This window comes from Negadavirga shengliensis (assembly GCF_042652345.1).
Lineage (GTDB): Bacteria > Bacteroidota > Bacteroidia > Cytophagales > Cyclobacteriaceae > Negadavirga > Negadavirga shengliensis.
This window is the reverse complement of record NZ_JBHSJJ010000002.1, coordinates 545,688-568,172: the sequence shown is the minus strand read 5'-3', so window position 1 is coordinate 568,172 and position 22,485 is coordinate 545,688. Positions and strand designations below refer to the sequence as shown.

The 22,485-nt window shown below is 46.6% G+C and carries 13 protein-coding genes; 10 read left to right on the top strand and 3 right to left on the bottom strand.

The genetic code is table 11. The features are described from left to right. Position 1 precedes the first annotated feature (1 nt). The gene (locus tag ACFPFU_RS05135) at positions 2-2,164 is read left to right on the top strand and encodes a pyrroloquinoline quinone-dependent dehydrogenase (protein WP_377062183.1); all 2,163 of its coding nucleotides are present in this window, start codon (positions 2-4) and stop codon (positions 2,162-2,164) included. A gap of 66 nt (positions 2,165-2,230) precedes the next feature. On the opposite strand, the gene ACFPFU_RS05130 is transcribed toward ACFPFU_RS05135, so the two are convergent. Continuing rightward, positions 2,231-6,259 (bottom strand): two-component regulator propeller domain-containing protein, encoded by a 4,029-nt coding sequence (locus ACFPFU_RS05130; protein WP_377062181.1) that lies wholly within the window; start codon positions 6,257-6,259, stop codon positions 2,231-2,233. Positions 6,260-6,702: 443 nt separating this feature from the next. Between ACFPFU_RS05130 and ACFPFU_RS05125 the strand changes: the two genes are divergently transcribed. The 8 genes from ACFPFU_RS05125 to ACFPFU_RS05090 all read left to right on the top strand — a co-directional run bounded on the left by ACFPFU_RS05125 (position 6,703) and on the right by ACFPFU_RS05090 (position 19,859). After that, positions 6,703-9,771 carry a SusC/RagA family TonB-linked outer membrane protein gene (locus ACFPFU_RS05125; protein WP_377062179.1) on the top strand — a complete coding sequence of 1,023 codons (3,069 nt, stop codon included), beginning with the start codon at positions 6,703-6,705 and terminating at the stop codon, positions 9,769-9,771. 12 nt (positions 9,772-9,783) lie between these two features. Then, positions 9,784-11,253, top strand: a complete 1,470-nt coding sequence (locus tag ACFPFU_RS05120) for a RagB/SusD family nutrient uptake outer membrane protein (RefSeq protein WP_377062177.1) — start codon at positions 9,784-9,786, stop codon at positions 11,251-11,253. Between the two features lie 149 nt (positions 11,254-11,402). After that, positions 11,403-12,968, top strand: a complete 1,566-nt coding sequence (locus ACFPFU_RS05115) for an arylsulfatase (protein WP_377062175.1) — start codon at positions 11,403-11,405, stop codon at positions 12,966-12,968. A 387-nt stretch (positions 12,969-13,355) separates the two neighbouring features. Continuing rightward, positions 13,356-16,406, top strand: a complete 3,051-nt coding sequence (locus ACFPFU_RS05110) for a PVC-type heme-binding CxxCH protein (protein WP_417574782.1) — start codon at positions 13,356-13,358, stop codon at positions 16,404-16,406. 7 nt (positions 16,407-16,413) lie between these two features. Beyond that, the gene (locus ACFPFU_RS05105; protein WP_377062171.1) at positions 16,414-17,034 is read left to right on the top strand and encodes a plastocyanin/azurin family copper-binding protein; all 621 of its coding nucleotides are present in this window, start codon (positions 16,414-16,416) and stop codon (positions 17,032-17,034) included. Positions 17,035-17,077: 43 nt separating this feature from the next. After that, positions 17,078-17,836 carry a ThuA domain-containing protein gene (locus tag ACFPFU_RS05100; RefSeq protein WP_377062170.1) on the top strand — a complete coding sequence of 253 codons (759 nt, stop codon included), beginning with the start codon at positions 17,078-17,080 and terminating at the stop codon, positions 17,834-17,836. A gap of 47 nt (positions 17,837-17,883) precedes the next feature. Beyond that, a complete protein-coding gene (locus tag ACFPFU_RS05095; protein ID WP_377062168.1) occupies positions 17,884-18,999 on the top strand; it encodes a Gfo/Idh/MocA family protein in 1,116 nt (371 codons plus the stop codon). After that, positions 18,996-19,859: a sugar phosphate isomerase/epimerase family protein gene (locus ACFPFU_RS05090; RefSeq protein WP_377062166.1), complete on the top strand. Its 864-nt coding sequence runs from the start codon at positions 18,996-18,998 to the stop codon at positions 19,857-19,859. The genes ACFPFU_RS05095 and ACFPFU_RS05090 overlap by 4 nt, the downstream gene beginning before the upstream one ends. A 302-nt stretch (positions 19,860-20,161) precedes the next feature. Here ACFPFU_RS05090 and ACFPFU_RS05085 read toward each other — a convergent pair whose 3' ends face one another. Beyond that, positions 20,162-21,121: an SRPBCC domain-containing protein gene (locus ACFPFU_RS05085; RefSeq protein ID WP_377062164.1), complete on the bottom strand. Its 960-nt coding sequence runs from the start codon at positions 21,119-21,121 to the stop codon at positions 20,162-20,164. Further along, entirely contained in the window at positions 21,075-21,452 is a 378-nt protein-coding gene (locus ACFPFU_RS05080; RefSeq protein ID WP_377062162.1) for an ArsR/SmtB family transcription factor, read from the bottom strand. The genes ACFPFU_RS05085 and ACFPFU_RS05080 overlap by 47 nt, the downstream gene beginning before the upstream one ends. A gap of 225 nt (positions 21,453-21,677) precedes the next feature. Between ACFPFU_RS05080 and ACFPFU_RS05075 the strand changes: the two genes are divergently transcribed. Further along, a complete protein-coding gene (locus ACFPFU_RS05075) occupies positions 21,678-22,319 on the top strand; it encodes a GntR family transcriptional regulator (RefSeq protein ID WP_377062160.1) in 642 nt (213 codons plus the stop codon). Positions 22,320-22,485: the final 166 nt, after the last annotated feature.

Below are 22,485 nucleotides of genomic sequence, written 5' to 3'. Positions count from 1 at the left end.
GATGAGAACAAATAAAAGTAATCCAAGATATTTTGCGATAGTCTCCTTTATTTTATTGGCACTACCTTTTTCCTGCAAACAAAAAGAACAGCATTACCAAAAGTGGGAAACCTACCGGGCTTCAAAAACCGCGGCCCAATACTCAGACCTGAAGCAAATTAACAAGGAAAATGTCCATTTGCTTCAACCCGCCTGGACCTATCATACGGGAGATGGGGGAGAACGGACACCTATGGAGTGCAACCCCATTATTATTGGGAATAAAATGTATATTACCTCTCCCCAATTGGACCTGATTGCATTGGACGCCACCAATGGAGCAGAATTGTGGAGGTTTTCTCCTTCTGATGACCGGCAGGCTGGCGGGGTCAACCGCGGCGTCACGTATTGGTCTGATGGGGGCAAGGGCAGGATATTTATGCCTATTGGCCATTATCTGTACGCAGTGGATGCTGATGAAGGCATACTGGTGGATGATTTTGGAGACCGGGGAAAGATTGACCTTCGGGAGGATTTGGAAAGGGATCCGGAGTCACTGTCCATTGCATTGTCCACACCGGGTATCATATTCAATGAGTTGTTGATCGTTGGTTCTGCCACTGGAGAGGGGTATGATGCCTCTCCCGGTCATATCAGGGCTTATGATGCCAAAACTGGGTCTTTCAAGTGGATTTTCCGCACCATTCCTGGGGAGGGGGAATTCGGGCATGATACCTGGAATTGGATAAAAGGGGAAAACTACGGAGGCACCAATAATTGGGGTGGGATGAGTTTAGATGAAGAGAAGGGCTGGGTATATGTGGCAACAGGGTCTCCCACTTATGATTTTTACGGAGGAAACAGGTTGGGAGAAAATCTGTTCGGCAATTGCGTCATAGCCTTGGATGCTTCCACGGGGGAGCGGCAATGGCACTATCAGGCTGTAACCCATGATGTTTGGGATTACGACCTTCCCTGCGCCCCGACGCTGGTGGACATCCCTTGGAAGGGCGGGACAAAAAAAGCTTTGGTCCAGCCCACCAAAATGGGGGAATTGATCGTTTTGGACAGGTATACCGGAGAGCCTTTATTGGACATAGAGGAAAAGACGGTGCCGCCATCTTATATTCCCGGTGAAGTGGCGCATCCCACCCAAAAATTCAATCAGGGCATCCAAGTGGTGCCTCAGGGTTTGGACAGCACCTATTTGACGAATATTTCCGATTCCGCCCTCGCCTACGTAAAGGAGGAATTTAAAAAATACAGAAGTGAAGGGATGTATACGCCGCCCAGTGCTGAGGGAACCATCACTTTTCCTGCCACCAGGGGAGGGATGTTATGGGGAGGCGCTTCTTATGATCCCCATGAGCAGATCATCTACGTGAATGCCAATGAAATACCCATGATCCTGCAAATCGCGAAGGTTTCACAAGGGAAATTCGTAAATGAAGGCAGCGAAAATATCAGTGGATACCATACTTATATGTCCAATTGTGTCAACTGCCACGGTGCTGATAGGGGAGGGATGGCCGAAGCATATCCGCCTTTGTTGGGAATTGGGGATAAGTACTCCAGGGAGGAGATCAAAAAAATCATTTCAGGGGGGAAAGGGGTAATGCCTGCCTTTACCCAGTTTGATGCCCTCAGGTTGGAGGCATTGGTGGATTTTTTGTTGACCGGAGAAACTCCCGAAGAAAGCGCGGATGAAATTTTCTCCGGAATAGGCGTGGACCGCTATGCCCTCAATGGCTTTAGGATATTTACTGATCAGGAAGGCTTTCCTGCGAGCAGGCCCCCTTGGGGAACGCTTAATGCGGTGGATTTGAAAACCATGCAGATCAAATGGAAAGTGCCTTTGGGTTATTATCCTGCCCTCAAGGAAAGAGGAGTTACCGATACCGGAACACAGAACTTCGGGGGATGTGTCGCCACTGGTGGGGGATTGGTATTTATCGGTGGATCGGCCGATGAGATGTTTCGGGCCTTTAATGCGGAGACCGGGGAAGAGCTTTGGAAATATAAGTTGCCCGCAGGCGGCTATGCCGTACCAGCTGTTTACGAAGCGAATGGCCGTCAATATGTGGTCATTGCGGCTGGAGGTGGCAACCGGATCGGCACACCTACCGGGGATGCATATGTGGCCTTTGCTTTGCCGGAGGGAACAGTATCCGGGTCGTTTGATTAGCCCGAAAACCCATTGGCCGCCGAGTGTGGTTTTATTGAGCAGGATGGATTGTAGGGATCAATGCGATCACCCTATCTTGGTTTTTCTCTGGTAAAAATCTTTTGGCAGTTTTCCGAATTGCTTTTGAAAACATTTGGTAAAATAAGAAGGTGAGTTAAAACCTACCAAATCCCCTACTTCAGCAATGGAATATTCCCCTTCTTGCAACAGCTGAGCAGCTTTTTTCAGCCTAACCAGCCTGATGTAACTGTTTGGAGTCATTTGGGAAATACCTTTGATTTTTCTCAGCAGGCTGGATTGGCTCATGCAGAGGATTTCTGCCAATTCATTAACCCCAAACTGCTGATTATCCAAGTGTGCTAAAATGCCGGCATTTACTTTTTCGAGAAATTCCTCATCAGCCCGTGTGTGTGCCAGTGTATTGATTTCAACAAAAGGCTGGCTTGCACAGGATTTTCTGATCTGGTCCCTGTAGTTCAATAGGTTTTTCACCTGCAAATGAACATATTCTACAGAAAAGGGCTTTTCTATATAAACATCGGCACCCATTTCAAGCCCCTCTATCTTGGATTGCATCGTGTTTTTTGCGGTGAGCAGGATAAAAGGTATGTGGCTGAAAGCGATATTTGATTTCACTGACCTGCACAGATTATAGCCGTCCATAACGGGCATCATGACGTCACTGATGATTAAGTCTACAGGCTCCTCATCGAGGATTTGCAGGGCCTCTTTTCCGTTTTTTGCCCCGAGGATAAAATGATCCGGTTTTAATTGCCCAGCCAGGAAATCCAACAATTCCTTGTTGTCTTCTACTACTAAAAGCGTTGGTTTTCCATATTTGCGGATTTCTTCCTCTACCATCCTTGACTCTGGAATTGCCGGCGGAATCTCATTGAGATGAATGGCTTTTTTCTGTTGGATAGGAAGTTCCAGTATAAACACGTTGGCTTCTCTCTCCTTGGTGTCCAAATAAAGCTTACCGCCGTGCATCTCTGCCAGGGATTTTGCCAGGGGCAGTCCCAAACCAGTACCGGAATTGGGCCTACTGCCGTTTCCCGCGGTGGATATTTGGAAAAAGGGCTCAAAAATTTTACGGTGAAGCTCCGAAGCGATGATGTTCCCGTCATTTCCGACCATGATTTTGAGTTTTTTATGATCGTGCTTCAGTTCGATCTGAACATAGGAGAAAGCATTTTTGATGGCGTTAGAATACAGGTTGCTTAATATCTTGGTCAACGCTTCCTTGTCCACATCTGCAAAAAGCGGGTTAGGGCTGGCTTTAAGGAAAAAATTGAGTGATTTTTGCTGAGCGGTATTTTTGAAGCGAACATAGGTTTCCTGCAACAGGGCGGTAATATCAGTTCTAATGAAATTGAGTGAAAAGCCCTTTTTCTCCGTTTTTCTAAAGTCCAGCAGCTGGTTACTCAGGTCAATTAGCCTGTTCGTATTTTTATCCATTATCATCAGGTTTTCCCGCAGATCATCTTCATAAACACCGGATTTTCGCAAGAGATGTTCCAAAGGGGCTTTGATCAAAGTCAGGGGCGTCCTGATCTCATGGGTGATATTCGTGAAAAACTCAATCTTGGATTGGTAGATCTCCTTTTCCTTTTCATCTTCCAGGACTTTGAGGGCCAGTTGATGTCTGTTGTTGAGTCTCTTTTTATAGCTGTTTATCAAATAAACGGTCAGTAACAATAGCAGGGAAGCATAAGCCAGATAGGCCCAATCGGTTTTCCAGAACGGAGGTAAAATCTCTATCTGCAGGGTGGCCTCTTCATCATTCCAGTTCCCGAATATATCCGTGGTTTTAACACGGAGCTTGTAATTTCCCGGAGGGAGGAAAGAATAATTGATGCGCTGATTTAGGGACAGGTAGGTCCAGTCCCGGTCGTACCCCTCCATCATATAAGCGTAGGAGAGGGAGTTGCTGGCGGTGTAATCGAGCACCGCGAAGCCAAAACTTAGGGAGTTTTGGTCATGTCTGAGGCGCAAATTCCGGGTTTTGGTAATTGATTTTTCCAAAATCGGTTGGTTCCCCCCGATGGTTACCGGCTGGTTGGACAGGTAAAAATCCGTAAAGATGATGGGTGCATTTTGTTTTTTGGTCCTGAAGGTGGCTGGATCAAAGGAAATGAACCCGTTGAGTGTTCCGAAATACAGTTTGCCTTCTTTGGTTTTGATGCCGGATTTGTAATTGAAGGGGCTGTTGATCAGTCCATTGTCTTTAGTGAAAATCCTATATTTTTCAGTTACAGGATCAAATTCCATCAGTCCTTTGTTGGTAGACATCCACAGATTGCCATCGTTACCTTCCAGTATCTTATAAATATGAGTGCTTGGAAATCCGTTTTGGTCGTTGAAGCAGGAGAAGGAATCACCGGCTTCATCATAAAAGCAAAAGCCGCCTCCCTCTGTGCCTACCCAGATCCTGTTTTTGCTGTCCTGAAGCAAAGTGATGACAGAATAATGGGAGAGACTGCTTTCATGGGCAACATCGGGAATAAAGGACCTGACTGTTCTGCTTTCTGCATCTAACTTGAAAATGCCTCCGTGTAAGGTGGCTACCCACAACTGGCCCAGATGGTCTTCCATCATGTCGTATACAAAACAGTGGCCGATCTCACGGATAAATTCAGAATATCCCCCGACCTCGTGGTAAAGAAAAAGACCTTCCGTAGTCCCTAACCAGACATTGTTCTTTCTATCGATAAATATGGAGAAGATGTCATTTTCCCTTACCTGTCCTTGCATATCCTGGATGAAATCGGCCTTTATCGATTTGGTGGTTTGATCCAGAATATTCAATCCCTGACTCCAAATCCCGATCAACAAGGTGTTATCTCTGAGCGCCAATCCATGGATATTGTGGTAGGATATGCTTTTCCCGCTGGTGTCTGGTGTGAAGTTCTCAAAGGTGTTCGTAAGCGGATCAAACAAGTTTAACCCGGCGTCTTCCGTCCCTATCCACAATTGTCCGTTTTCGTTCATGACAAACTCCCTCACCCTTTTGCCACTGATGGAGTTGGAGTTGGAAACGGGATAATATTTTTCGAATTGGGTAGGGTGATTGGGCAGGTAGTTGATGCCGCTGAAGTAAGTGCCGATCCAGATACCACCGTCTCTGTCTTCTTCAATCACGTAGAGGGCGTTGTCCGAAATGCTAAAGGGGTCGTTGATGTCGTTTTTCAGGTTTTGGTAGTCGCCTGTTTCAGGATAGTAAATATATAGCCCTGATTCGGAGGCAATCCAAAGTTCTGTGTCGTTGATCAGCTTTAAGTCGCGTACATAGATGGGATTACCGTTGGAATCGTATTTCAAGATGGTTTTTATCTCGCCGCTTATCTTATCCATTACCTTCAATCCACCATTTTTTGTCCCAATAAACATTGTTGAACGATAGTCCTGCAATACGCGTACCTGGTCTTTTTTTAATGGGTCATTGTTGGCAGTGGGGGCGGAGAAGCTTTGGTCGCGGGAATTAAAAAGGGCGATTCCCTGATCGCTCATAGCGAGCCATAGCTCGTCATCCCCCACCAGGATGTTTGAAATATGCCCGGGAGGGAGGGACCCTGCGTTTTTGGGATCATGCCTGTATTCCACCAACTGGCCAGTATGGGGTTCATATTTGTAGAGCGCTACCGAGTTTTCTGCTATCCAGACGTTGCCCTCAAGATCTGTTTTGATGTTGCTGATTAATCCCCTTATTTGAGAACCTTTGTCCGAGGTAAGGCTGAATTTCGAAAAACTTTCCAGGTCGGGATCATAGATATAAACTCCTGAAAAAGTACCCAACCAGATCTTTCCGCCGCGATCCTCGCTTAAGGTGTAGACCATGTTTTTTCCGATACCGTCTTTGCCCATTTCTTTGTTGAACAGCCTGAAAGTACGGCCATCATATCTGCTCAACCCCCTTTTTGTGCCAAACCATATAAAACCCTGTTTGTCCTGCAAAATACAATAGACCGTGTTGTCGGACAGGCCCTCCTTCATGTCCAGATGTTCGAAATAAATTTTCTTGTCGGCTCCCTGGGCGTGGAGAACGATTCCTGCAAGCAGCGCCACTATCCAGGTTTTCGTTATAAGGCTACTCATCGGATCATATTGGGTTTCAATCATTAATTTCGGTCAATTTAGAAAAATAGGGAAACATTAAGCATGTTTTTGCCGATGAATTCAGAGGCTTGTGAAAATTTGACGGATGTGTTTCATTTTTAGTAGGGAAAATTGATATTTCTTCCCTTATGTTGATTGTTTAGGTATTTTCAGAATTTAATACGGATTATATTGTTAAGTATGAAGTTATGTTTTGTAAACTACGTGAGACTAAAATTTAATATTTTTTGATGTTTTTGTGTTACCCATTGCTTTTGCTTTTGGGATAGTTTTACCGTCTCCAATGAGGTACAATGCAAGTTTTCCGCCAGGGAAAATAGGTTGTTGCAAGCAAAAGGATATCCCCTCATTCCGGTACCAGGCATGTTTCGCATGGTTTTCAGAAAGAGATACTAATTGACAATTACCCAAAATCAATTCTTATGAAAAACAGTTTATTAAAGTATGGCTACATCATTATGTGGCTAATTTGTGGGCAAACCCTCACGTCGAATGCCCAAGATATCCGCAGGGTGGAAGGTCTGGTATTCGAAGCGTCCTCAGGTGACCCGATTCCGGGGGCCAGCCTGTTGGAGGATGGCACTACCAATGGGACCATTACGGATTTGGACGGGAGGTTTTCTATTCAATTGACCACAGCAGACCCGGTGCTTGTTGTCTCTTTTATAGGCTTTGAAACCCAACTGGTCAAAGTAGGAACCAATTCTCAAATAGAGATACAGCTTAAAGAGGATATGAAAAACCTGGACGAAGTCATTGTCATTGGCTATGGAACCCAGAAAAAGTCCGATGTTACAGGTGCAGTAAGTTCGTTGCGGGCAGATGATTTCAACAAGGGCCTCAACGCGACCTTTGACCAGATGCTGGTAGGCAAAGCCGCCGGTGTCCAGGTAGTACAGAATAGTGGGGAACCTGGGAGCGGAATTGCTATCAGGGTCAGAGGATCCAGTTCCATCAACGCCGGGTCCAGCCCGTTATACGTGGTGGATGGATTGCCCCTGGACAATTCCCCACCCATCACCGGAGGCGGTGCCCACTTCGATGCCTCTCAACCGCGAAACCCGCTGAGCTCCATCAACCCCGCCGATATTGAATCGATAGAAATATTGAAAGACGCCTCGGCTACAGCCATATATGGTGCCAGAGGTGCCAATGGTGTGGTAATGATCACTACTAAAAGGGGAAAAGAAGGTCGGACGACCATCAGTTATAATTCATACGTGGGTGTTCAGAACGTGGCCAACAAAATCAAACTCTTGTCCGCTGAGGAATATCGTGTCGTACTCAATGGGATCATAGCCGATGGTGGGGGTTCTCCTCAGTATATGATCCCCGATGGGCCGCTGAATGAAACAGACTGGCAGGATGAGCTTTTCCGGAGGAACGCCGCTATGCATAACCATAACCTTTCCTTCACAGGTGGAAATGCCAAAACCAATTATTTCGCCTCATTCAATTATTTCAAGCAGGATGGTGTCGTACAAAACTCCTCTTTCGAAAGGTACAGCGCCAAACTCAACCTGAGTACCCAGGCAAGCGAGAAACTGGAAATGGGCTTGAATCTCAATATCAGTTATAATGCTGATGATTTCGTGCCGTCAGGTTTCGGGATCAATGCGGAGTCGGGGACAATCTATTCTGCACTGAATTTTGATCCCACATTGCCACTAAGAGATAGTGACGGCACTTATTCTCTCTCTCCTTTTTTGGATCTGGATAATCCCCTTACCCTGGCAAATGGCTCGGATGCCCAAGCCAACACCTATAGGACCTTCGGTACCGTATATGCAAAATATGCCATCAGGCCTGGCCTTACTGCCAACCTGAACCTTGGAGGGGATATCCTGCATTCCCGAAGGGATGTATATGTCGACAGAACCACTAGGCATGGCGGTCCCCAGGGAGGTATCGCCACCATCCTGCTGGGACAAAACACGAATTATCTGGTAGAAGGGACACTTTCCTATGACAAATCCTGGACAGGACATCAATTGAACATACTGGCTGGCGTCACCACACAGCGTTTTGTGTTTGACAACATCAGCAATGTAGCCAGAAATTTTCCTTCTGACGCCACGGAAACCTATAACATGGGTTTGGGTGACCGGAGTACTTTTGTACTCGGAAGCGGCAGGGCCTCCAATAGCTTGTTGTCTTATTTGGGACGGATAAATTATGAGTTTAAGGAAAAATACTTGCTGACGGCCTCATTCCGTGCTGATGGTTCTTCCAGGTTTGGCGCAAACAACAGGTTTGGTTATTTTCCTTCTTTCGCCGCAGGATGGAAACTACACGAAGAGAATTTTATGAGCGGGAGCGCCTTATGGAGTACTTTGAAGCCAAGGGCAAGTTGGGGACAAACAGGTAACCAGGAGATAGGCAACTATGCTGCTATCAGCACCTTTAGCGCGGGCCCCACCGCGATCTTGAATGATAACGTCGTTTCCACTACCAATCCTGCCCGGATCGCCAATCCTAATTTGCGGTGGGAAACAACCGAGCAAACCAACCTCGGCTTAGATTTTGGTCTGTGGGGAGACAGGGTATACGGCGGTGTAGACTATTTCCGTAAAAGAACATTCGACATGCTGTTGAATCTGCCGGTGCCCACTTCCTCCGGCTTTAATGCTATCCTTTCCAACGTGGGAAGCGTGCGGAATACCGGCTGGGAATTTTCGCTTACCTCCAGGAACTTCAGCGGGGCATTTGAATGGAGTACCACTGTTAATATGGCTACTTTAAAGAACGAAGTGTTGGATTTGGGAGGTTTGGGTCAAATCATTACAGGCAACGCGGGACAAACTTCCCAGATATTCCTGCTGAGGGAAGGCATGCCCGCCTTTTCCTTCTATGGATACCAGATTGATGGCATCTGGCAGCAGGGCGAGGATTTTTCGCAAACTCTGGACAATGTGGCTCCAGGTGATTTCAAATACAGGGATGTAAATGGAGACAACATGGTTACCGCGGAGGACCGGGTGATTCTGGGCAACTCTTTCCCGGATTTTACCTGGTCTATAGGGAACAACCTCAGCTATAAAAACTTCAACTTGAACGTGTTTGTAGAAGGTGTACAAGGAGTGAGTATGCTGAACAACAACCTGGTAGATGCATATTTCCCCATACAATTTAGGAGAAACAGGTTTGCAGAACCCTACCTGAACCGATGGACTCCTGAAAATCCGTCTGATACCTACCCTTCATTTGTCAACCCTACTTCACAGGGAAGTAAATTGGTTAATTCCTATACCGTGGAAGACGCTTCCTATGTCAGGATCAGGACGGTTACACTCAGCTATGTTTTCCCCCACGGCATAAAGCATATTTCAAATTTATCGGTAAATATCACCGGTGAAAACCTCTTTACATTTACGGGATATAGTGGTTATGATCCTACGGTAAGCCCCAACGGGGGAGCTTTTAGCCGTGTGGATTTCAATGCCTATCCCGTATCTAGAAACTTTATTTTGGGTATTTCAGCCAACTTCTAAAGCACCTTTATCATGAATCCTAAAAAAATCATATATTACTTATTGCTTCTTCTCATGCCACTATTTGTGGCTTGTGAGGACATGCTTGACGAGCCTGCCTTTTCTCAGCTAGAACCCGGCAACTTTCTCTCAACCGCTGAAGGGATTGAGTCTTTGTTGTATGCCGCCTTTGCCGAGGGGTATATCAACGGCTACAGTGCCAAGTGCAGGATGAATTTGGAAAGTTGGGCAACAGACATTGAGTGGCAGACAGATGGAGGCGAAAACAGGATTGCCGCCCAAATGATCAATTTCACATGGGACCCTTCGCTGGATTGGCTGTTTGGGAACATGTGGGCCAGGCCATACCGCGCCATAAGAAACACCAACGTGTTATTGGAAAATGTGGATAATGCCAATATTTCCGGTGATCTGAAATCCCTGTACGCCGCTGAGGCGAGGTTTATCAGGGCATTGAGCTACGTGCACCTTTATTCCTGGTATGGCCCGGTACCCCTTAGAAAGAGCACCGAAGATCCTTTGGAACTTCCCAGGGCGGCGGAACAGGAATTGCGGGGTTTTATCGAAAGCGAGTTGTCTGAGATCATCCCCGTTTTGCCACTTCCGGGCGACGAGGTCAATTATGGAAGGCCCAACAGGGGAGCGGCGATGGCCTTGTTATGTAAATATTACCTCAACACGAAACAATGGCAGCAAGCAGCGGATATGGCGGAAAATGTCATCCATTTAAACCGTTACAGCCTGTATCCGGAGTATCAAAATTTATTTAAAGTCGAAAATGAACGCAACAGTGAATTCATCCTGGTCAACCCTCATTCCCCCTTGGCAGATGGAATGAACTATATGAACGGCGCTTTTCCACCAGGCTTTCAGCGGGACCCCATCACCGGACTTGCCATGCAAAGCAATTGGGCCAACTGGGCTGCCCAATACCGGTTATATGATAGGTTTTACCGCTCTTTTCATGAGCAGGATAAGCGAAAAAACCTGATTCTTACAGCTTATATCAATACGCAGGGAGAGCTGGTATCTTTACTGGACAATAACAATACCAGGTCTTTCAAGTATTGGCCCGATCCCAATGCCATCGGTAACCAGCATGGAAACGATGAATCAGAAATCAGGTACGCCGACATCCTGTTATCCAGGGCGGAAGCGCTGAATGAAATCCACGGACCCAACCAAGAATCACTGGATCTTATCAATGAGGTCCGGGCTAGAGCGGGTTTAGGGGAGCACCTGTTGGTATTGGGGGACTTTGCTACCAAGGAGGCCCTGAGAGAGCACTTGTTGGACGAACGGGCTTGGGAATTTTATAGTGAGGTGGGGATCAGAAGGGAAGATCAGATCAGGATGGGAACCTTCATTTCTTCCGCGATAGAAAGAGGGCATACCAACGCTCATCCCTCCCGGGTAGTCTTTCCTATTCCCCAGGCAGCCATGGACGCCAACCCTTCTTTGGTACAAAACGATAATTATTAATAAATGCAGAGAGAATGATTATTAAAAAGAAAAAAACGATTTACTCCTGGTTTTTGGCAATGGGGTTTTTGGCCTTTTTTTGCCAATGCCATTCTTCATCATCCAATAGGTCTGCTGCTGGCGATTCGCGACCCAATATCCTTTTGATCATGGCAGATGATTTGGGCTATTCGGATCTGGGATGTTATGGTGGGGAGATCGATACCCCTCACCTGGATTACCTCGCTTCCAATGGCATCAGGTTTACCCGTTTTTACAATACCTCCCGGTGTTGTCCTACCCGGGCTTCCCTGCTGACAGGCCTTTATAACCAGCAAGCGGGCGTAGGAGAGATGACCCAGGACCGTGGCTTGCCGGGTTACCGGGGGCATTTGACGGAAAACACAATTACACTAGCCGAAGTGCTGAAAGAAGCAGGGTACCGTACGGGTATGGTAGGGAAATGGCATGTTTCCAATACGGTGGTACAGGAAAGCAGTGAGTCTCAGTTGGCATGGCTGAATCACCAGGAAGACCATCCCTATTTTTCCCCCGTCGAACAGTATCCCACCAGCAGAGGGTTTGAAAAATATTTTGGCAATATTTGGGGAGTGGTCGATTTCTTTGATCCCTTTAGCCTGGTAAATGGTACCGAACCGGTAAAATCGGTTCCGGATAACTACTATCACACGGATGCGATCAGTGACACCACAGTAGCCTATATCAAAGAATTCAGCCAGGGCGACGAACCTTACTTTATATATGTGGCAGAGACCGCTCCCCACTGGCCCCTGCATGCCCTGCCGGAAGATATCGAAAAATACAAAGACACCTACAAGGTGGGTTGGGACAGCATCCGGATAAACAGGTTCAGGAACCTGGTGGATATGGGCTTGGCGGATCCCCATACAAGTCCTCTTTCCTCCAGAATAAATGAGGAATTAAAATGGGAAGACAATCCCCACCAGGAGTGGGATGCCAGGGCCATGGCCGTTCACGCGGCCATGATAGACAGGATGGACCAGGGTATCGGCAGGATGATCGAAGCCTTGAAGGAGGCAGGGCAACTGGACAATACCTTGATCCTATTCCTAAGTGACAATGGCGCCAGCCCGGAGAATGCCATGCGTTACGGCCCCGGATTTGACAGGCCCAGTGAAACAAGAAATGGCGAAGAAATAGCTTACCCGGTTGATAAGGACGTGTTACCCGGTCCCCAAAACACTTTCGCATCAATCGGGGAGCGCTGGGCCAATGTGTCGAATACGCCCTACCGTTTGGCCAAAGCCGAATCCTATGAAGGAGGAATCCGCACACCGCTGATCGCTTTTTGGCCCAACGGCATCAGAGAAAACAAAGGTACTATCTCAGACCATTTGGGACATGTGATGGATTTTATGGCCACCTTTGTGGAACTGGGGAATGCGTCTTATCCGCAAGTATATAAAGGCAACACCGTTACACCTGTCCAAGGCATCAGTTTTGCCCCGGTTTTAAAGGGAGAACAAAAGGAAACCCACGAGACTTTATTCAATGAACATTTCGGTACCAGGTATGTGCGGGAGGATGGATGGAAACTGGTGGCAAGGAACAACGAGGATTGGCGTCTTTATAAAATATACGAGGACGAGACCGAACTTAACGATCTTTCAGGCATATATCCGGAAAAGGTAAAAGAATTAGAGCGCAAGTGGCATGATTGGGCTTCAGGAAACCAGGTGCTACCCAAAAAATAAAACCATTTCTTGATAGAAATTTACCATTTTTTGGTGTATTTGTTTTATCCCGTAATACCACTTTCAGGTAGTTTTACGGCTGGCTAATGTAACCCACCGATCAGTGAAAAAACGGGGATTACCTCTTTGTTGATTTGGATGATTGATCCATCTGAAATGTATGAAAATAGGAATTGACACTTATGAAAACTACTATACCTATTGACCAGGTTGGAAAAGCACGGACTTTCTGCCAGTCTGGTATTCTCTAATTTATTCGCCAATGATTTCTTTCAAAATCCCATGCTTATCAAAAATAACCTTTTCTCTACATTAATAGGAGCGCTGAGCTTTCTTTTCCTGGGACTGCTGTCATTCAACTGTTCCGAAAAAACCAATCTTGCCCTTATGGGCGGGGGAGCTTATGCTGAAATCCTTCAACCCAGACGCGCAGAACTGTTGTTCTTGGGGCACGCAAGTGAACACCACGATTCAGGTAAGTATGCCCCATGGCTGGCTACAGCGGTTTTCAACAAAGGCATTAATCTTACCTATACGGAGAATCCGGAAGACCTTAACAAAGAAAATTTAGCCAAATATGACGGGCTGCTTATTTATGCTAACCATGATTATCTGTCACCCGAACAGGAAGACGCGCTGAAGGATTTTTTGGAAAGAGGTAAAGGACTTATTCCCCTTCATTCAGCCACCGGCTGCTTCAAAAATTCCGAATGGTACATCCAAACCGTAGGTGGCCAATTTGCATCACATGGTACGGGGGATTTCAAAGCGGAAATCCTGCAACCCGCCCATCCTGCATTGGAAGGATTACAGGAATTCGCGACCTGGGACGAAACCTATGTGCACCAGAACATCAATTCAGATATCAACGTGCTGATGGAGAGGGTGGAAGAGGGTCATCGTGAGCCTTACACATGGACAAGAGAAGAAGGAAAGGGCAGGGTTTTTTACACGGCATACGGGCATGACGAAAAGACCTGGCAAAACCCGGGTTTTTTGAAACTGATGACGAATGGCATATTATGGGCGATGGGCGATCAGGTAAAAGCGCAAATAGCGGCTTTGGAAATCCCGGATGTCTCCATCTATGATGAACAGATTGCTGATTTCACCAAGAGATATGAAGTGCCCCGGATTCAGGAAGCATTGTCGCCGGAAGCTTCCCAAAAGTTGATCCAAAAGCCGGTGGATTTTGAAATCAGCCTTTTTGCTTCGGAACCGGATATCCAAAACCCCATCGCCATGGCCTGGGATGAAAGGGGCAGGCTGTGGATAGTGGAGTCCGTGGATTATCCGAATACGTTCAAGGAAACCGATGGGCAAGCCAACGACCGTATCAAAATATGCGAGGACACCAATGGTGACGGCAAGGCAGATAAGTTTACGGTTTTTGCAGAAGGGTTGAATATTCCCACCAGTATAGCGTTCGCAAATGGGGGCATCATTGTTTCCATGGCCCCTGATTTTGTCTTTATGAAGGACACCACAGGTAATGACAAGGCTGATGTGATCGAAACGATTATGACGGGCTGGGGCAAAAGCGATACGCATGCGGGACCATCGAATCTGCAGTATGGTTTTGACAACAAAATTTGGGGAGTAACAGGGTATTCCGGCTTTAAAGGCACCATTAATGACAAGTTTTGGAATTTCCCACAGGGCATCTATCACTTCAGCCCCGATGGGCAAGACTTTGATTACCTGGCCAGTTCCAGCAACAATACCTGGGGGTTGGGGTTTTCCGAGGATAATAATGTATTTATTTCAACAGCCAACAACACGCATGCAGCCTATTATTCCATTCCGGCCAAATATTTACAAAGGGCTTTCCCTGTTGCCGAAGAAGGAGAGACAGCCCCGCCTTTCACCATACAGCCCATACAAAAGATAGACGGCCATTATGAAGCACACGCCATGACACCCAATCTGCGACAGGTAGACGTCGTGGGTGGGTTTACCTCTGCCGCAGGATTCAGGTTCTATACCGCCCGGGATTTCCCCAAGCAATATTGGAACCGGATCGCCTTTGTCAACGAGCCGACCATACGGCTTACCCACAATGCCATTGTGGAGCCTCATGGAGCAGGGTTCAGGGAAAAGGACGGCTGGAATCTTCTGGCCAGTTCCGACGAGTGGTTCGGGCCGGTACACGCAGAAGTGGGGCCGGATGGCGCCGTATGGGTTGCGGATTGGTATAATTTCATTATCCAGCACAATGTCTTTGTGGAAAGGCAGGCCCCTTCCAGAATGGTTTTGCCATTTACCGAGCAGCCTCACGGACAGGGCAACGCATTTCACAGTGAACTTCGGGATACTAACCATGGACGGATATATAGGGTGAGCTATAATAAGGCAAAACCCTATTCACCGGTGGTTTTGTCCAAAGATGACCCGGATGGATTACTGGCTGCCTTGCGGCATGACAATATGTTTTGGCGAATGACCGCGCAGCGGTTGCTGGTAGAATCCGGTAGCCAGAAGGTCTTGGACGGTCTTTATGAAATCATGGGTAACAGTGAAGTCGATGAAATTGGATTGAACAGTCCGGCGGTTCATGCCCTTTGGACCCTGCATGGACTGAAGGCCCTTGAGGGGACCAATGAGGAGGCAATGGAGGTAGCTATCAAGGCCTTGGAACATCCAGCAGCCGGGGTTCGAAAAGCGGCGGTCGCTGTTTTGCCCCCTGTTCAGAAAAGTGTGGAAGCCATACAGAACTCTGGGATTACAGCTGACGAAAATCTGAATGTGAGGATGCACGGGATTTTGGCGCTGGCCAATATGCCTTCAGATGAGCGGGTGGGGGAAATGCTTTACAAGGCCAGTCTGCGACCCGAAAATGGAAAAGACGACTGGTTGGTAAAAGGGATTTTTGCGGCTGCGGCGGCACATGATAAGGTTTTCTTACAGGCTTTGGAGAAAGAAAACAATACCGAAACCCCCGGATTGCTAAAAAGGTTAAAATCAGCCGTTGAAAATGAGAAATATGAACTGGGGAGAAGGAGCCTTTTGCCTTATTCCCCCAATGTTGCGGGTAAAGAACTGACTTTATCAGCCCGGATATCGGGAAGAAGGAATGAGAAGCCGTTGGGGGTAATCATTGCCCATGGTCATAAAGACAACGGCTACAGTTTTTATTTAAAGGGAGACCAATTATATTTTGAGGTCATACAAGCTGGAGAAAAATATGTGGCAAAAAGCTCGGAACCCTTGCCGGATAGTTTCCATGCGACCGCCCACCTGGACAAAGACGGGCAGATGCGTATTCTTGTGGATGAAGAGGCGGTCGCCCATACCCAAGCCGCAGGTTTGTTTACATCTACCCTGTCACCAAGTGTACGTGCCGGGCGTGATTTGGGGGATGAAAACAATGTAGGGGAATATGAGGGGGATTTTTCTTTTGAGGGCAACCTCCAAAATATCTCGTTGGAACTGAAATAATAACCATATGATCTTACAGACTAAAATACTTATCACTGTCTCGACACTCGTTATACTCTCTCTTTTTGAAAAAACAGACTCCCAGGGCACCAAGCCGTTTTCTTCCGAATTGTCCTTGTCTTCTTCTTTGGACATGACGCTTTGTGAAGAGGGGCGGGCAGTTGCTCCCGACAATGCCATTACCGGTAATCCTCTTGTTCCATACATTAAGGTCAAGGAGCGGTTTGTAAAGCCGTTTCAGGAAAAAGCCACTACCGTTTGGATAGAAGTTGTCCCTGACCTGATGAAGTTTGATGTGGACACGTTCAGCGTTAAGGCCGGAGAGAAAATCATTTTGGAACTGGATAACCAGGATGGGATGCAACACAACCTTTTAATCATTGAACCGGGGACATTGGAGGCGGTGGGAGCCGCCGCGGATGACATGCTCCGGGATCCAAAGGCCTCGGAGCAACACTATGTGCCGGAAATAGCGGAAGTGTTGTTCGCCACAGAAATGCTGGGGCCGAATGAAGTTTATACCTTTGAATTCACTGCTCCTGATCTTCCCGGCGATTATCCTTTCGTCTGTACTTTCCCCGGACATTGGAGAATGATGAATGGCATTATGAGGGTGGAGGCCCCTTAACAAGGTATTGAAAACAAACTTGAAATTACAAACCAAACATATTATGAAAATAAACCCGAAATATTCAATGGCCAATTTCCCGTTTATCTTGGCAGTTTTTTGGACAGCAACGGTTTTTGCAGACAACGGCGCGGCGTGCTTGGAGGTACCGGAGCACCAGGCAAGAGCTGATATTAAAGTTTTATTGGTAGGAGGCGGCGCTTCCCATGATTTTGATAAATGGTATAGAGGGGCCGACGTGGATATCCTCTCAGAAGATGGTCTGGCGGATGTGCGCTACACCGACAATACGGATTCCATTCTTCTTTATTTACCGGAAATTGATGTGCTCTATCTCACCAATAACCAGCCTATAGGTGATGCTGAAACCAGAAAAGCCATTATGGCATTCGCGGATTCCGGAAAAGGACTGGTTTTGGGGCATGCCGCCCTTTGGTATAACTGGGCCGATTGGCCGGAGTACAACCGGGCCCTGGTGGGGGGCGGATCCAATGGGCATGATAAGTATGGGGCGTTTAATGTGAGCGTGGTCAATGAAAAACACCCCGTTACGGCCGGTGTCCCTTCTTTATTTAACCTAAAGGATGAGTTGTACTATTATAAAATAGACCCCAACGGACCGGGTATTGAAGTATTGGCCACAGCAAGCACCGAAGGATCCGATGTGTTTCCATCCGTCTTTGTGGTAAACCATCCCAAGGCGAGGATTGTAGGCATTGCTTTGGGGCACGATGGGGAATCCCATCAGCTGGAAGCCTACCAGATCCTGTTAAGGAACGCCGTCAAATGGGTAGCTCAATGAACAACTAAACATACATACTGAATAACCTTAAAAAAACAATTTTGAAAATGAGTCAAAAGCAAATCACAGTAGTCATTGTAGGTATGGGATTCGGAAAGGAGTTTATTCCCATTTATCAAAACCATCCAAACATCAAAGCGGTTGGCATCTGTACCAGAAACCAGAAGACTTTGGATGAATTGGCGACTAAGTTCAATCTGGACAGAAACCTTTGTTTTACCGATTATAATGATGTTCCCAAAAGGGAAGACGTGGACGCCATCCATATTGTCACCCCGGTTCCGGAGCACGCCAAAATGACGCTGGCATCGCTGAACGCCCATAAACATACCGCATGCACCATTCCCATGGCGATGACGGTTGAAGATTGTAAGGCGATTGTGGAGGCAAAAAAGAAAGCCAACAAAGTCTATATGATGATGGAAACGGCTCTGTACACCAGGGAATTTCTTTACGGGCTGAAACTGGCAGAAACCGGGCGGTTGGGGAAGATACAATTTGTAAGAGGCTCCCACGTACAGGACATGAGCATGGAGGGCTGGGCTGAATATTGGAAAGGTTTTCCGCCCATGTTAAATGGGACCCATGCCATTTCTCCCCTGTTGCGGATCAACAACACCAAAGCGGAGACCGTGGTATGTCACGGCTCAGGGCGGCTTTCCGAAGACCTAGCCAAGCGCTATGGTTCGCCCTTTGCGGTAGAAACCGCCACTTTTACCTTGAAGGATTCTGATGTCATTGCGGAAGCCACCCGTTCTCTTTTTGATGTGGTGAGGCAATACAGGGAGTCATATGATGTATACGGTACAAAAATGTCCTTCGAATGGGAGCAGTTGGAAGATGAAGGTCATGTGATTTTTGACGGGGGCGAAAATGCAAAGCGGATAGACGTGCCGGATACGGACGAGCTGTTGATTGAACCCATCAAACATTTCACCAAAAGGGAGAAGATTGATGATCCCAACCACGTTTCTTTCCTCCAGGGAGCAGGACACGGCGGATCCCATCCCCATCTGGTTCAGGAATTTGTAGCCGCCATCGTGGAAGGCAGGGATTCTGCGGTAGACGCCGTGACCGCCGCCAACTATACCTGTGCCGGTATCTGCGCCCACGAATCTGCCATGAACGACGGTAAAAGAATCACCATTCCGGACTTTGAATGACTAAGATGCGGTTTGGAGTAAGCACATTTCTATGGGTATCACCTTTTGATACCCATGTTTTTGACCTGGTACACAAAATCAAGGATATGGGTTTTGATATCATTGAGGTTCCCGTGGAAAATAAATCCATTATTGATTGGGGGAGGTTAAAAGACCTCACCGGGAAAATGGGTTTAGGGGTCACCATCAGCGGGGCTTTTGGAGCTGACAGGGATATTTCCAGTGAAGATCCCGGCATCAGGAGAAACGGCTTGCGATACATAGAAGATTGTATTGAAATCGCCTCTTTTATGGGCAGTCCGGTTTTCGGGGGACCGCTATATTCCGCGGTGGGTAAAACCAGATTTATTTCGGATGAACAAAAGGAAAAGGAAAGGGTTTGGTGCGTTGAAAATCTTAAAAAAGCTGCGGACACTGCTGCTCGAAACGGGGTGGTATTGGGACTTGAACCTTTGAACCGGTTTGAGACCGATATGGTCAATACCGTGGACCAGGCGCTATCCCTCATCACGGAAATAGGTTCCCCTCATCTGAAAATCCAACTGGACACCTTTCATGGGAATATAGAGGAAAAAAGTATTCCCGATGCCATCAGGAAAATCGGCAGGGACAGATTGTGCCATATCCAGGCAAATGAAAGTGATAGGGGAACGCCCGGAACGGGAAACCTGGATTGGCCAGGCATTCAAAAGGCGTTGGAGGAAATTGCTTATGAAGGAGCCATCGTCATCGAGACTTTTGGGGCGGTGTCGGAAGAAATAGCCAAAGCCACCTGCATATGGCGGCCATTGGCCAATAGCTCCGATGAACTTGCCTCAGAAGGTTTGGCATTTTACAAAAGCCTTTTCTTGAAAAATTAATATCAAGCTTGCACAAATCCGAAAAAATCCCGACATGTTTTGTAAAAGGAATAATTTAACGTGAGTTTTTGTAAAAAAGCGGTCATCGGTAAGTGGGGGATGTGGTGGTGGAGCCCTGGGAATCCCCTTACCAAAGGCCCCTTTGCAGCCCGCCAACCTCGTGACGGGCTGATTGTCCAAGATAAAGGCAAATCAATACCGTCATTACTCTTTTGTAAATTTCCAATTTTTCAAACTCGCAGTGACGATAGACGACTTTTTTAAATGTTCATACTCCGAGAACCCCATTAAATTACCAAGCATCAACGATCAGGAGATACCTGTTTCCCGCAAAACCCGGGAAGTGATTTGCCGATAAGCTCATTCCAGCCGGCCATAAAGTTGGCTTTTGCAAAATCATGGTTGTCTTGGGGGAATGTTTCCAGGCCGTAATGGGTAAGCTTCACTTCTGTTCCTGTATCGGTTTGGGACAGGTTGAAGGTTACGAGTGAGTAGCCGGGAAATCCCTCATACTGCCAGCTGTACTGAAGTTTCTTATTCGGAATGACTTCAGTGACGGTGCAGCGATGGATGTATTGTTGACCTTTTAGTCCCTGTCCGGCAAATTTAAAACGGAAACCCTTTTCAGGCTTGAAATCATCCACCTCAAAATACCATTGTTTCATTTGTTCTTTGTCCGTAAGGGCTTCCCAGACTTTGTCAACAGGCGCGTTTACCGTTTTCTCAACCACCACTGGCTGGTATTTCAAAACTTCCGGATAATGGTCATACACATAAGCGGTGTAGCGGATCCGGACCGGAAAAAGCGAGGGGTCATTTTCCTCCGCTCCGAAAGGCAATATTTCTTCACTTCCTTCAAGCCGTTGATGCAACTGGTCAAGTAAATCATGGAAACCTGCAGCCACACTGATGGCAAAATCATCGGCAATTTTGCTATAAGAAAAAGTCAGTCGGGTGGTGCCGTCATCCAATGCTTCCAATTCCCATACTGCAAGTTCGCCTTCCCAACTCCATACAAATTTGGTGGGCGGTTCAATACTGACGATTTCACCATATGATTTTGTCTTGTCTTTGTCCCTGAACTGAATGGTGATCTTGCCTCCGGGCCGAAAATCCATTTCAATATCTGTAAACCAAAATTTTAACTCTTCAGGGTTAGTAATAGCATTCCAGACCTTGTCAATGGGGTGCTTAAACTCCCGTTTAAAAACTACTTTAAAGCCGTCGCTTTCTTTTGATATTTTTCCCAGTTGATTTTCCATGATTTGAGTTTTTATGGTCAGCAATATGGTCAAGGTAATCTTCCAAATTATCCAGTTTTCCGGTCCAGAATTGGGTGTATTGGGCTACCCATTCGTTGACCTCACGGAGTTTGTCCAGTTTGGCTTCACAGATCCGCTCGCGTCCCCGCCGGGTTATATGCAGAAGCCCACACTCGGCCAGGATTTTCAGGTGCAGGGAGATAGCCTGCCGACTTGTTTTAAATTGCTCCGCAATGGTATTCACATTGGTCGGTTTCCGGGCTACTATATGGATAATGGTCCTGCGGGTAGGGTCAGCAATCGCTTGAAAAACATCTCTTCGGGTCTCCATTTTATGCAAGTATGTCCTTGCAAATATAAACGCAAACAAATACTTGCGCAATTATTTGGAGAAAAATCTGAAGATTGGAACTTAGGAATTAAAAGACTATTAGTGGTTTAACTATTTTCCGCCGCAAACTCCTGCAAAAGCAGCCATGCCGGCTTAGGATTTAAACAAAAATTGAATTATTTTGTCAACAGTCGTTTAAAGTTTACTGAAAAGATCAATATTGTCATGAAAAATGATTCTTTGGCATATAAAGTATATGTGGAATTGAGGAAAAAGATCCTTTCCAATCAGTTGGTGGCCGGGATGCGTCTGAAAGAGGACTACTGGGCAAATAACCTGAATGTGAACCGCATGGCCGTGAGGGAGGCACTCACGAGGCTTTTGGGGGAGAAATTGATCGTATTTGGCAAAAAGGGCGGGTATTTTGTTAAAAGCCTTACCCCGGAGGACGTGAAGGAGATAAGGGAAGTCAGGGAAATACTCGAGCTTGGGGCGCTGAGATTGGTCTTTCAAAAAAACAGCAAAAATGATTTGAAGAAACTGGAGGAAATCTGTGATGACTTCACCAATATGTTTAAACGGGAATATTTCGAAGGAGCATGTGAAGCGGATGTCAGGTTTCACGAGACATTGATAGATCTGTCCGGAAATGATAAATTAAAAGAGATATACTACGTCAGCAACATTCCCCTGTTTCACCAAAAGCTTGGCAAAAGCCAAGTGCATATGAAAGATTATGAGCTGACGGATAAAGAACACAGACAGATAGTTACCTCATTGCAGGATGGAGATTTGGCTAAAGCGGAAGAAACATTGATCAAGCACCTGCTCAGAGGAGAAATGACCGCTTTGGATTTGAGTTTTTAATTTTTTATCCGACTGTGTTAAAAACTCGCGTGGACACCGCCCCAAGGTCATCTTTATTTTTGATAGTAAATCACTCTGTTATTTGTTTACAATAATCTCGTTGAGCCAATTTTTTGTCTTGTGTGATTTAGTGATCTTTTGAAACTAATATCCATCATATTTAACG

Coding starts and splice junctions, on each gene's coding strand:
- ACFPFU_RS05110 (WP_417574782.1), top strand. CDS start 13,356: ATGGGCGGGGGAGCTTATGCTGAAATCCTTCAACCCAGACGCGCAGAA.
- ACFPFU_RS05130 (WP_377062181.1), bottom strand. CDS start 6,259: ATGAGTAGCCTTATAACGAAAACCTGGATAGTGGCGCTGCTTGCAGGA.
- ACFPFU_RS05075 (WP_377062160.1), top strand. CDS start 21,678: ATGAAAAATGATTCTTTGGCATATAAAGTATATGTGGAATTGAGGAAA.
- ACFPFU_RS05095 (WP_377062168.1), top strand. CDS start 17,884: ATGAGTCAAAAGCAAATCACAGTAGTCATTGTAGGTATGGGATTCGGA.
- ACFPFU_RS05105 (WP_377062171.1), top strand. CDS start 16,414: ATGATCTTACAGACTAAAATACTTATCACTGTCTCGACACTCGTTATA.
- ACFPFU_RS05135 (WP_377062183.1), top strand. CDS start 2: ATGAGAACAAATAAAAGTAATCCAAGATATTTTGCGATAGTCTCCTTT.
- ACFPFU_RS05080 (WP_377062162.1), bottom strand. CDS start 21,452: ATGGAGACCCGAAGAGATGTTTTTCAAGCGATTGCTGACCCTACCCGC.
- ACFPFU_RS05115 (WP_377062175.1), top strand. CDS start 11,403: ATGGCAGATGATTTGGGCTATTCGGATCTGGGATGTTATGGTGGGGAG.
- ACFPFU_RS05100 (WP_377062170.1), top strand. CDS start 17,078: ATGAAAATAAACCCGAAATATTCAATGGCCAATTTCCCGTTTATCTTG.
- ACFPFU_RS05120 (WP_377062177.1), top strand. CDS start 9,784: ATGAATCCTAAAAAAATCATATATTACTTATTGCTTCTTCTCATGCCA.
- ACFPFU_RS05085 (WP_377062164.1), bottom strand. CDS start 21,121: ATGGAAAATCAACTGGGAAAAATATCAAAAGAAAGCGACGGCTTTAAA.
- ACFPFU_RS05125 (WP_377062179.1), top strand. CDS start 6,703: ATGAAAAACAGTTTATTAAAGTATGGCTACATCATTATGTGGCTAATT.
- ACFPFU_RS05090 (WP_377062166.1), top strand. CDS start 18,996: ATGACTAAGATGCGGTTTGGAGTAAGCACATTTCTATGGGTATCACCT.